Below are 12,406 nucleotides of genomic sequence, written 5' to 3' on the forward strand. Positions count from 1 at the left end.
TAGCGATTAGAAGCTTACATTCAAACCCAAAGCCGAAGTCCGCGGGACGGGATACGGGCTCACATCCAAACCTTCCCGAAGTCCGTTCAATCCGTTGAGGCTCGCTTCCGGGTTGGAACCTTTGTATTTGGTCAGTACAAATGCCTGCTGAATGCTCACGAATATGCGTGCCTTGCTGACAAACTTCGTCAGGCGCGGCAATGTGTATCCCAGCGTGACATTTTTGAGTGTCAGATAGGAAGCGTCGAGCACCAGCCTGTCGGAATTACTTCTTGGAAAGGAAGTGGTACCAGAAAGCGAGCGACCGATTATCCCGGCTCCCGGATTCTCCTCCGACCGCCACCGGTCTTTCATGTATTTTTCCACATTAAAGATCCCTTCGAGCGTTTCTGTCCATTCTGCCAGCGAATAGTACATTTTGTTTCCGATAGCTCCGGAAAAAACAAGATTCAAATCGAAATTCTTGTAAGTCAGGCTATTATTGATCCCAAACAAAAATTTCGGGCTCGGATTACCGATGTACGTACGGTCTTTGGTATCGATCACACCGTCGTTGTTGAGGTCTTTCATACGGGCTGTGCCAACCTGCGAGGTACTGTGCTTCGCCTGAGAATTGAACTCCTCCTGCGTTTTGTATATTCCGTCAAAAACGTAACCGTAAAACTGTCCCATCGGGCGCCCTACTTCTGTTTTCCAGATCTCTGCGGGAAATTCGCCAATACCCCCAATCGGCGTATTGTTCGTACCCAGTTTCATCACTCGGTTCCTGTTCACGGATACATTAAAATCGGTAGTCCATTTCAATGCACCAACCAGGTTTCTTGTCGTCGCGCCCGCTTCATATCCCCAGAATTTAAACTCCCCGATATTGTCCTGGATATTGGAAAAGCCCGTACCTGCCGGGATATCCACCTGGTAGAGCATGTTTTTGGTACGTTTGGTATAGTAGTCCAGCGTCAGCGAAATCCGGTCGTTGAATAAGCCGACATCTAACCCGAAATCCATTCCGCGCGTGGTTTCCCAGGTCAGGCGATTGTTGCCGATACTGGATGGACTGCGGCCCTGGACCAGCGCCCCGCCAAATACATAATTGGAGGTCACGATGTTACCGAACTGGTTATAGTTACCAATGTTGAAATTACCCGCGTCGCCATATTCCGACCGGATTTTCAGGTAGCTGACAGACTTCCACCTTTGCGCAAAAGCTTCATCGGAAATGATCCAGCCAGCCGATATCGACGGGAACGAACCCCAGCGATTTTCAGACCCGAAACGCGAGGAGCCGTCACGTCGAATGGAAGCTGCGAGCAGGTATTTGCCTTTATAATTGTAGTTCAAACGGGTGAACATGGAAAGCAAAGACCATTCGCTGGAATTGCTGCCCCCGTTTTTGATTGCCGCCGCGTCGATCCAGCTCACTGCATCATCGGGAAAGCTGGTTCCTGTCAAAAGGTTATTTTCCTGTCTGAAAAGCTGGGCGGAATACCCTACCAGCGCCTCTACGTTATGATTGCCGCCAATTGTTTTGGTATAGTTTAATGTATTTTCTGTCAGCCAGGAAGTGTATTGACTGGTACGGTAAGAACCCACGGCGAGCTTGGGCGCATTTGCAAAAATTGTTCCGACAGTGGACGGGCTGAAAGTACGCTGCCTCCGATCCTGCAAATCGATCGATACCGAACTCTTGAACCGAAAATCTTTCAGGAAATCGACCTCCGCATAAGCATTTGCGAGGACGCGCGTGGACGAACTTTTGTTGGTGGTTTCTTCCAGCGACCGTTTCCAGTTGGGGAATGTAAATAAACCGGGCCCTGAAAAACTCACTTTCCTCGTCCCGTCAGGATTCGTTTCATAAGGTGAAAAGATCGGAGGCGTGATGATCGCCGAATAAATCAGGCTGTAAAATCCGTCGCCATTTGAAAAATCATCACTCGAATTGGTTGGATTATTACCCACCTGGTAAGTCGGGGCCACATTTATGCCCACTCGGATCGCCTTATTGACCCGGTACTCATTGTTTGTACGTAAAGAAAAACGCTGGAAATCGCTATTGATCACAGCGCCTTTTTCCTTGTAGTAACCGACGGTGGTAGCCGAGCTGAAATTGTCCTTATTTGTCATTAAAGACAGGTTGTAGCTATTCTGTCCCGCCGGTTGCAGCAGTTCCTCGTACCAATCGGTATCGGGTCCGGTCCAGGCGTCCGGATTTTGGTACAGCTCAGGAATTCCGCCGGTGTATCCTTCGTATTTGATCTTATCCTCAAAAATCGCCTTCCGGTCTTGCAAAAACTCTTTCGAATTCATCAGTTTCGCCCGCCCTTTTTGCGGCACGTTCGCTACACCGAAAGTAGCACTGAACTGGATCGCCGTCTTGCCCGGTTTTGCCTGCTTGGTGGTGATCAGTACCACGCCATTTGCCGCACGCGAACCATATAATGCGGCGGCCGAAGCGCCTTTCAGCACAGAGAAGGTTTCGATTTCATTGGGGTTGATATTGTTAATGTCCCCTACGATCGGAAAACCGTCCACCACGTAAAGCGGCGAGTTACCTGCATTGATGGACGCCGCGCCGCGGATCCGGATCGTCATGCCGCTGCCGGGTACGCCCGTCGCCTGGTTGACCTGCACACCCGCGATGCGTCCCTGCAACTTCTGGGCAAACTGCCCGACCGGCTGATCTTCCAGCTGCGCCGCCTGCAAAGTAGCGATGGAACCCGTCACTTCTCTTTGCTTCTGCGTTCCGTAACCTACTACCACAATCTCTTCCAAAGCCCGGTCCTCGGCAACGAGGCTCACCGAAACTTCCGAGCGGCCGCCGGTCGGCACTTCCTGGCTTTTATAACCGACAAAACTGAATACCAATATCCCCTCGGACTGCACGTCGAGCGAGTACTGGCCTTCGGTATCCGTTGTGGTGCCGATCTGGGTACCTTTCAGTACCACATTCACCCCGGCCAAAGTAAGTCCCTTGTCGTCGGTCACCTTTCCCGTCGTCATGCGCAATTCGGCAATATGCTCAGGGGCCTGGTCGCTGGCCGGACTTGCCTCCGACTGGCGGTTGTCACGGGTGCTACTTGAGAGCACGATCTTTTTGCCAACAAGTTCATAATTGATCTGCAATGGCGTCAAAAGCACCTGCAAAACGTGCCCGAGCGTCATATTTTGCTGTCGGATCGTAATCATCCGGCCGGATTCGATGACCTGGGAACTGTACACAAAACGGACATCGGTAGACTTTTCAATGTCCGAAAGGACCTTCTTAAAGTGCACATTCTGCGCATCAATGCTCAGCCTGCGATCAAGGTATTGCTGGGCGTTCGAGTCGTGCGCAAACGATATGCCCATTACTGTCAGCATGATCAGAAACTGTATCAGAGAGAATCTCATTAGTCTAGCCGCAAATTGCCGGGCAGCATTTTTTTTCATAGTTTTGTTTAAGGTTAAAGGTTCGTTTAACGGAATTTTTCACTGAATTTTAACTTTGGCGAGTGGACATTCAGTGGAGGTTAACCCGTCGGCAGTGGTGCTTCCATTGCCGATTTTTTTTGGTGGTTTGATCACGTCATTTTTAAAAAGGTTTAGGAATAGTCAGCTTATTTAGGAATAGTAAGTCTTGGATCAGTGACAGCCTGGGCCCGCTATTGTAATCTGCCCATCTACAATCTCATAACTCGCACTGACAGTCTTGCAAAGCAGGTCGAGTTTCTCAAAAAGCGTTTCGTTCGAAAGGTTTGCAGTGATCCGGCATTTACGGAAACTCTCTTCATCAAATTGGATCGCAATACCATAACCCTTCTCCAATTCCCGCAGGATAACCGGAAGCGACACTTCATCATATTCATGGTTAGCCACCTTGCTATCCTTGGTAATCGGCACCGGATTCGCGACGAGCGTTTTGGATACCAGGTTTTGTTCCTTTTCGAAAATCGCGGCCTGGTTGGCGGTCAGTATCACGCCGCTCCGCTCCCGGACATTGGCAGATGCTACCTGTTTGGTGGAATAGACCGAAACCTTACCGGATTGAACCTGAACGCTGATCTTCTTGTCCTGCTCAAATGCACGCACCACGAAGCGCGTACCCAGTACCTTCGTCACCATATCGCCGGTGCAAACCATAAACGGCCGGGACGAACGCGTGACTGAAAAAACGGCTTCGCCTTTCAGATACACTTTTCGCTCGGCGCCTTTGAACTCGGAAGGATAACCGATACTGCTTTTCGGACTGAGCACAACCACCGAACCATCTGCCAATGCCACGCGGATCGGTGCTTCCGTGTCGTTGGCCGTTTGTACCAGTCGTGGGGCAGTCAATAATGTGTTATTGTTTTTAGAAATCACATTTTTATCACGCAGAAACAACTGCCAGCCCGCTAACAGCGTGACTAGCAATACCGCTGCCGCAGCCAGCCATCGCCTGAGATGAAATCGGCTAGTGTCGCTTCGATGTGCCTGGTTCGCTGTTTCCAGAAAACGGTCTACTTCGCGCCTGATTTCTATTCCTCTCAGGGCTTCCTCCGCCACATGCGAAGCACGAATGATCTGCTCTGCCCGCTGCATGACTTCGGCTTTTTCAGGATATTGTTTCAGAAAATTCCTCCAAAAATCTTCCTTTCTCCGGTCTCCGTGCACCCAGTCACGGAAGTCGTCGTCTCCTGCAAAATCTTCCAGTAAATAGGCGGCGTAATTCTTCATCTTCTTCCCGGATTGATTATTTTGTTAGAACTACACGCCAAACAGCAAAGACAACAGGACTACGACCGGCCAGTTCTTGCGAAGGCTATTCAATGATTTTTGAAACAGGTTATAAGCAGATTGCCGGCCAAGATTCATCACGGAAGCGATCTGCTCGAAACTCAGATTCTGGTAAAAGCGCAGGTATATCAATTCTTTTTGTCGCTGTGGGAGTGAATTGAGCACTTTTTCCAGCGTGCGAAACTGGTATATCTCGTGCTCTTCTTCAATCATCTGCGAGTCGGCCGAGAATTCGACCGCAAACGTGTAATCGTCGTCAATGCACGCTTGCAGCATCTGATTTTTGTCAGACAATTCGCGCAGCATGTGACTTTTCAGTACCATTAGCAAATAGCCTTTCACATTTTCAACCTCCCCGATCGTTCCGTGCAGTTTCCACAGGTTCAGAAACACTTCCTGAATACAGTCCTTTACAAACTCCCTTTCGCCGTACAACCGCATGCCCCAGTGAAACAGGTCGGGATAGAGCGATTGCATGATATTGCCTAGTGCAAGGATGTTGCCCGCCCGGTATTCCTGCCAAAGATGTTTCTCGTCAATTCCCGCCGGGCGTTTTTTCATCAGCGACTGTTTTAATAACGAGTGTTTTTGAAGGGAAATCTAACCTATGGTTTTACGAAATATTTAATATTTTTTCACTGAATAATCTTAACCCTACTTATTTAACGGTTAAACTTCCCACATCGCCCGCTAAAATCTATCAGCAAAACGATCGTTACGTTGCATGACAATCGTGGGTATGGTATTTTAGTTATGATTGAAATCCTATATTCATCTCCGATCAATCTCGATTCCTGATATGCGTACCAGAATATCATATTCCCTATTCCTGCTGGGCAGTACCGTTTTATTATCCATGAAGCCTGCGGCTAAACATATTACCGAAGGCAACTGGTATCCGGGCGTGCAAACCTCCAAGATCACGATCGCGCCCTGCGGCAATAAGTATTGCGGGACAATTACCTGGATAAAGGATCCTTCCAAGGCCATTAAAAACGGTGAAGTCGGCGCGGTGATATTCAAGGATTTTTCGATTGTAGACAAGCAAACGCTGGAAGGCGGGAAAATTTACGATCCGCGAAATAACAAATGGTACAGCGGCAGACTGAAAGTTGGAAGCGACGGCAAGCTGGAAGTACGCGGCTGGGTAGGTATGCCGACGTTCGGGAAATCAATGCATTGGACGCGGGCAAACTAGTTAACTGGTATGGAAATGAAACCCCGCCGGTCCACCGCTGCAAACTGGCAGGATCCGACTGTTCCAAGAAAAAGATTTGCTCTGAAAAATTTATGGCTGTTTGCACTTCCCGCAGGTTTCCTGTTTACGATCTGGTTTATAGCATTTGGTTGCAACAACCAAGTCAATTCCAGGACTTTACAGGGAATTACATCAATTAGAACTGAAAATAGCCAGCGTTTTTTCCAATTAAAGGTAGACACAACCAACTGGCGGCAGCAAGGAAGGGGAAGTGAGCTAAGCACCTTGATTCCCAGCCAAGGAAAACTGATGCACACTTTTTTGATCCGCATTCCCGGCTTCGACGCGTTTGCGCGCATTCACCCAGAAAGAAAAGATAGTACCACCTTTGAATCCGAATTACCCAACGTTCCCGCCGGAAAATACCTGGTATATGCCAACATATTAACCTATTCCGGGCTTGTAGAAACCATCACAGATACGCTCGTTATTCCCGGCCAAAAAGCAGCATTAGCTCAGTCAGAGGCAGTTTTTTGGGAAGATACTTATGTGGTAACCAACCCGATCAGCGCGCCGCGAAAAGCAAAGCCGGGCGAGAATTTTGTGATCTGCGGATTGCCCGGAGTAAAACTTGCTTTCGAAGATGGTTCTTATGCGATCATGGAGGGGAAACAAAATGAAGCATTGGAAGCTGGAAAAGCTTACGAGCTTAACTTCGAGCTATTCAATCCCGACGGAAGTGCCTGCCTGCCAGAACCTTACCTGGGTATATTGGGCCACCTGGCGGTTGTCCGCTCTGATGGTTCGGTGTTTATTCATTTGCGCCCGGCAGGATCATTTTCAAAAACCCCGGAGCAGATCTTCAAAAATCGGCTGGCTGATACTACGAAACTCGTGAACAGCCCCGTCGCTTTCCGGGATACTGTCGACAGTTATCTGGCGCGTTTAAAAGCGATGTCAGTCCCGGAGAGGGAGGAATATCTCATGACCGAAATGGGTATGTACGAAACAAATGGTAGCGGAATGATGGGGATGGACCATTCAAACCGCATTACTTTCCCCTATTCATTCCCCAAAGCCGGCCAGTACAGGCTTTTCTTACAGGTCAAGCGGAATGACAAAGTACTCACGGGAATTTTTGATGTCAGCGTAAAAGACTCCGGGCAGACTTTGTAAGCCCGAACGTTTCCCATTTGCATGTACCGCTGATTGTCTCCCAGGCATTCTTTGCGCACGGTCACTACTTTTCGTGCGTCAAATCACCTTTTAGATTTAAGCTTTGCCCTACCTTCACTTGAATCCGATACCCAGGTTTAGGATCAGGTATTTATAGTAGTTACTCCGTGTTAACCCTTCTGAAATATGTTCGTGTATATTAAAAATATGGTGAGTCTGAGGTGTAAGCTGATGGTCAGGGACGAGTTACATAAACTCGGACTGGAATTTGTCAGGATAGACCTTTGCGTTGTTAAATTAATGCAGGATATCACTACCGCGGAACGTCAGCTTTTGAGGGAAAATTTGAGTAAGTCCGGACTGGAATTAATTGAAGATAAAAGGAGCATCCTGATCGAAAAGATCAAGACGGTTATAGTGGAAATGGTGCACAATGATGAAGATCCGCCGAAGACGAATTATTCTGATTATATCAGCCAAAAACTAGGCTACGATTACACCTATTTGTCAAATATATTCACCGAAGAAACCGGGATCAGTATCCGCCAATTTATTATCAACCACCGAATAGAACTTGTAAAAGAGCTGCTGGCATATAAGGAATTGAACCTCACCGAAATTTCGCACAAACTACATTACAGCAGCGTTTCCCATTTGTCAAATCAATTTAAAAAAGTAACTGGTATTTCGCCTTCATCTTATACCCGTCAAAGCCAGACCAGGACCCAGAACCTGGAAAATATGTAAACTTCTTCCAAAAGAGACGCAACAGTTGGTCAATACCTTGCACCGTTGCGCTCCCGATAAATTAGGTTATATTACAAAATATTAATCGCAGAGAATTGCGCAAATTTCATGGAAAATTCGGCGCTACTAAAAGCGATCATTGATAACGCAATTGATGGTATCATCACCATTGATGACAGCGGGACAATCGAAACTATTAATCCCTCCGGCTGCGCACTATTTGAATATGAACCCGGCGAAGTGATCGGGCAGAATATTTCCATGCTGATGCCCACGCCCTTTCAAACACTGCAAGACGAATCTCTCAATCATTTTCACGGTACAATAACAAATGATATAACCGGAACCGACAGGGAAGCTGTCGGCGTCAGAAAATCGGGCGATATTTTTCCTTTTCGACTGGGATTCAGCGAAGTGCAGCTTCTTGGTCGTAAGATCCACATCGGCTTTATACACGATCTGAGCCGCGAGAAACAGGCGGAAGAAAGATTAAAAGAACATTTGCTGCACCTCGAAGAACAGGTTGAAAAGCGGACGAAACTGCTGAAAGAAACCGTGAGCGCGCTGGAATATGCAAAAGAAAAAGTAAGTAAGTCGCTTGAAAAGGAAACCGAACTCGGACAGCTTAAAAGCCGGTTTGTTTCCATGGCGTCGCACGAATTTCGTACCCCACTAAGCTCCATTCAGCTCTCTGCAATACTGATTGAAAAATATGCCGGTGAATGTATTCATCCCGGCATTATCAAACACATTGATAAAATAAAGGTTTCGGTAAGCAACCTGACTGGAATTTTAAATGATTTTCTTTCGCTCGACAGATTGGAAACAGGCGAATTTAAAACAGCACCTACCCGATTCGACATCGTCCGTTTTTCGGAAGAAGTTACCGAAGAAATGCAGCTGATCGCTAAACAAAACCAGCAGATTATTTACCAGCACACAGGAACTTCCAGTATGGTATCGCTGGACCAGGCAATTCTGAAAAACGCAATTGTCAATCTGGTCAGTAATGCCATTAAATATTCGGGTGAAAATACCTTTATTGAATTTAATACCGAAATAACACCTTCCCTGTTAAGTGTTACGATTAAAGATAACGGCATTGGAATTCCCGAACACGATCAGAAACATCTGTTTGAAGCCTTTTTCAGAGCGCACAATACCGGAACCATTCCCGGGACCGGCCTGGGATTACACATTGTGACGCGTTATGCGAAATTGATGGAAGGGCACCTGGAATTCACCAGTAAGGTCAATCAGGGCGCCAGTTTCACACTTTCTTTTCCCCAAAAGCATGAATGAATCTATACTGATCATTGAAGACAACGACAATATCCGGGAAAGCACAGCCGAGATCCTCGAATTTTCCGGCTACCAGGTATTGCAGGCACGAAATGGCAAGATCGGTGTAGAAATGGCCAGCAGCCAGAAACCCGACCTGATCTTATGTGATATCATGATGCCCGAACTGGACGGATACGGCGTGCTTTATCTGCTGAATAAAAATCCCGTCACCAATGCGATCCCATTTATTTTCCTGACTGCCAAAGTGGAGCGCGCCGATTTTCGCAGGGGAATGGAAATGGGCGCCGACGATTACCTGACCAAACCTTTTGACGATATAGAGCTGCTCAATGCCGTTGAAACCAGGCTGAAAAAAGAAGAAAAGCAGAAGGCATATCACAGCAATACACTGCAAAGTCTGGAAAAGCTCACAGCAATTCCACAAACCGGCGCGACGGAGCTCAAAGCGCTGATTGAGAGCCGTAAAATCCGCCAGATCAAAAAGAAACAGATATTATATTACGCCGGTGACCAGCCGCCGGGCCTTTATCTGGTACTGGAAGGATGCATTAAAACGGCCAAACAGGCCGATGACGGCAGAGATCTGATCACCGGATTGTATTACCCGGACGATTATCTGGGTGTAAGCGCGCTGCTGCTCGATGAAGCATTCAGCGAAACGGCACAGGCGGTGGAGGACACTGCGGTATGCCTGCTTTTGAAAGATTCTGTTTTAAAACTTTTGAACAAATACCCTCAGATCGGTAATCAGTTCATCAAAATTTTATCCAACAATATCCGCGACAAAGAAGAGCAACTGCTTGATCTTGCGTACAATTCAGTTAGAAAAAGGCTGTCCCACACGCTCTTACGATTAAGCAGGCAGTCTCCCGACGGCCTGAATGAATTTAAAATTTCCAGAGATCAGCTGGCGACGATGGTCGGGATCGCTATTGAAACGGTGAGTCGCACCTTGTCCGATTTTCAAAATGAAGGGTTGATCGATAAAAAAGGCAGTTTGCTCAGAATCCTCGACCAGGAAGGTTTGGTGGGGATGAAAAATTGACCAGCGTCACATTTATCCATGATCTCCATTAAAGACTGTGCAACATAACCCGGCTACATTCGCATCAAGTTGAATAGAACCGGTTTTTTTATGAAAGTTGTCGCATACAGCATCAAAGCATTCGAAAAAGAACCACTGGCAAAAGCCAATCAGAAAAAGCACAATATCACACTGATATCCAATTCGTTAAGCGAAACCACCTGCCACTATGCCAGGGGTAAGAACGCTGTAATTGTCAGCACTTGCGACGACGTTTCGGCAGCCGTGGTCGACAAACTCGCCGATCTGGGCATCAGTTTCATCGCGACAAGATCCTTCTCCACGGACCATATAGACAAGGACGCTATTGCCCTGAGCGGAATCAGGCTGGCAAATGTGGCGGCCGGCTCACTGCCCGACGTCAATGAAAACGCGATTCCGCTGACCGAACTGGCGTTGCAGCATATTGCAGCACAAACCATCAAAAACCTTGATCTCTATGCTTTGGCACACTTATGCTAATTGCAGGATATCCGACTGCCAACCAGCCGATTTGCCGGCTTTTCAGGCATTGGGCAACCAAAAATGAAAAAGGAGCATTTGCCCGAAAAAGTGTGTATCGTTTGCGGCAGGCCATTTACGTGGCGTAAAAAGTGGGAGAAGGTTTGGGACGAGGTGAAATATTGCAGCGACAAATGCAGGGGCAACAAAAACAAAATACATGCAGGCAGTTAATATCATATTTCCGCATCAATTGTTTGAAAAAAGCCCGGTTGCAGAAAATGGATTCCCCGTTTATCTGGTGGAGGAAACACTTTATTTCAATCAGTTTGCATTCCATAAACAGAAAATAGCTTTTCACCGCGCGACGATGAAATGGTACGCTGATTTTCTGAAATCTAAAAATATTGAAGTGTTTTATGTGGAATCAAAAAGTCCGCTTTCTGATGTAAGGAAACTGGTTGCTGAACTGCATTCAAAAAAGATTAAAACCATCCATTACATTGATCCGACTGATAATTGGCTTGGCCAAAGATTAGCATCGGCCGCTGCAAAAGCGAACATCGAAATCGTCGAATATCCAAGTCCCCTTTTTCTGAATAGTAAGGAAGAATTAAAAGTGTTTTTTCAGGATAAAAAGAAGAAATTTTTCCAGACTGAATTTTACATTCAGGAACGTAAAAAGAGAAAGATATTACTGGATAAAAACGATGATCCGATCGGTGGCGCTTGGAGTTATGATACCGAAAACCGAAAAAAGTATCCCCGCAAAAAGGAACCGCCGCACGTGCAATATCCCGACACGAATGCGCATTACGAAGAAGCAAAAACCTACGTTCAAACGCATTTCAAAGATAACCTCGGCCAGCTGACCAAACACCCGCTTTACCCAGGTGATCACGAATCGGCGAAAAAGTGGCTTTCTGATTTCCTGAGAGATCGTTTTCAGGAATTCGGTCCTTACGAAGATGCGATCGTGAAAGAGGAAAGCATTTTACATCATGGTATGCTCACGCCCATGCTGAATGTGGGGCTGATTACGCCAGATGAAATCATTGAAACAGTAGTGAAATACGCCGAAACGCATCATATCCCGCTGAATTCAACCGAAGGATTTATCCGTCAGATCATAGGCTGGCGCGAATTCATGCGTGGTTTTTATGAATGCAAAGGCTCCATTGCGCGCACCAAAAATTACTGGAATTTTACACGAAAAATACCGAAATCATTTTACGACGGAACCACCGGCATTACGCCTATTGACCACACGATTAAAAAAGTACTCGAACGCGGCTATTGTCACCACATCGAGCGATTGATGGTGCTGGGGAATTTCATGCTATTGTGTGAATTTGATCCAGACGATGTGTATCAATGGTTTATGGAATTGTTTATTGATGCCTACGATTGGGTAATGGTCCCGAATGTATATGCGATGAGCCAGTTTGCCGACGGCGGGCTTATGGCGACCAAGCCTTACATTGCCGGAAGTAATTATATCATGAAAATGAGTAATTACGATAAAGGGCCGTGGCAGGATATTTGGAATGCATTGTTCTGGCGATTTATGCACGTGCACCGAAGCTTTTTCCAGCAAAATCCGAGAATAGGAATGTTGCTTGGTAACTTCGATAAAATGGAAACTGAAAAGCAAAAAGCGTTATTAAATACCGCACATCAATTTCTGAAATCACTAGACTGAT

At 46.8% G+C, this 12,406-nt stretch carries 11 protein-coding genes; 8 read left to right on the top strand and 3 right to left on the bottom strand.

All coding sequences use genetic code 11. The features are described from left to right. Positions 1 to 6: 6 nt before the first annotated feature. The 3 genes from KOD92_RS01125 to KOD92_RS01135 all read right to left on the bottom strand — a co-directional run bounded on the left by KOD92_RS01125 (position 7) and on the right by KOD92_RS01135 (position 5,313). Positions 7 to 3,426 (bottom strand): SusC/RagA family TonB-linked outer membrane protein, encoded by a 3,420-nt coding sequence (locus KOD92_RS01125; protein WP_215231682.1) that lies wholly within the window; start codon positions 3,424 to 3,426, stop codon positions 7 to 9. 192 nt (positions 3,427 to 3,618) lie between these two features. Then, positions 3,619 to 4,692, bottom strand: coding sequence for a FecR domain-containing protein (locus KOD92_RS01130; protein WP_215231683.1), 1,074 nt, complete (start codon positions 4,690 to 4,692; stop codon positions 3,619 to 3,621). A gap of 30 nt (positions 4,693 to 4,722) precedes the next feature. Further along, on the bottom strand, positions 4,723 to 5,313 hold the full coding sequence (locus KOD92_RS01135) for an RNA polymerase sigma factor (RefSeq protein ID WP_215231684.1): 591 nt from the start codon (positions 5,311 to 5,313) through the stop codon (positions 4,723 to 4,725). A 238-nt stretch (positions 5,314 to 5,551) separates the two neighbouring features. Here KOD92_RS01135 and KOD92_RS01140 point away from each other — a divergent pair, with 238 nt between their 5' ends. The 8 genes from KOD92_RS01140 (at position 5,552) to KOD92_RS01175 (ending at position 12,405) form a co-directional block, all read left to right on the top strand. Further along, a complete protein-coding gene (locus tag KOD92_RS01140) occupies positions 5,552 to 5,950 on the top strand; it encodes a DUF2147 domain-containing protein (RefSeq protein WP_215231685.1) in 399 nt (132 codons plus the stop codon). Between the two features lie 15 nt (positions 5,951 to 5,965). Further along, positions 5,966 to 7,126: a hypothetical protein gene (locus tag KOD92_RS01145; RefSeq protein WP_215231686.1), complete on the top strand. Its 1,161-nt coding sequence runs from the start codon at positions 5,966 to 5,968 to the stop codon at positions 7,124 to 7,126. A 186-nt stretch (positions 7,127 to 7,312) separates the two neighbouring features. Further along, positions 7,313 to 7,873, top strand: coding sequence for a helix-turn-helix domain-containing protein (locus KOD92_RS01150; RefSeq protein WP_215231687.1), 561 nt, complete (start codon positions 7,313 to 7,315; stop codon positions 7,871 to 7,873). Positions 7,874 to 7,981: 108 nt separating this feature from the next. Then, the gene (locus KOD92_RS01155; protein ID WP_215231688.1) at positions 7,982 to 9,175 is read left to right on the top strand and encodes a PAS domain-containing sensor histidine kinase; all 1,194 of its coding nucleotides are present in this window, start codon (positions 7,982 to 7,984) and stop codon (positions 9,173 to 9,175) included. Continuing rightward, positions 9,168 to 10,223, top strand: a complete 1,056-nt coding sequence (locus tag KOD92_RS01160; RefSeq protein ID WP_215231689.1) for a response regulator — start codon at positions 9,168 to 9,170, stop codon at positions 10,221 to 10,223. Before KOD92_RS01155 ends, KOD92_RS01160 begins: the two co-directional genes overlap by 8 nt. 90 nt (positions 10,224 to 10,313) lie before the next feature. Continuing rightward, a complete protein-coding gene (locus KOD92_RS01165; protein ID WP_215231690.1) occupies positions 10,314 to 10,724 on the top strand; it encodes a Rossmann-fold NAD(P)-binding domain-containing protein in 411 nt (136 codons plus the stop codon). A gap of 63 nt (positions 10,725 to 10,787) precedes the next feature. Continuing rightward, a complete protein-coding gene (locus KOD92_RS01170; protein WP_215231691.1) occupies positions 10,788 to 10,937 on the top strand; it encodes a DUF2256 domain-containing protein in 150 nt (49 codons plus the stop codon). Then, positions 10,924 to 12,405: a cryptochrome/photolyase family protein gene (locus KOD92_RS01175; RefSeq protein WP_215231692.1), complete on the top strand. Its 1,482-nt coding sequence runs from the start codon at positions 10,924 to 10,926 to the stop codon at positions 12,403 to 12,405. The genes KOD92_RS01170 and KOD92_RS01175 overlap by 14 nt, the downstream gene beginning before the upstream one ends. Position 12,406: the final 1 nt, after the last annotated feature.

This window comes from Dyadobacter linearis, from assembly GCF_907165045.1.
In the GTDB taxonomy this organism is placed as follows: domain Bacteria; phylum Bacteroidota; class Bacteroidia; order Cytophagales; family Spirosomataceae; genus Dyadobacter; species Dyadobacter linearis.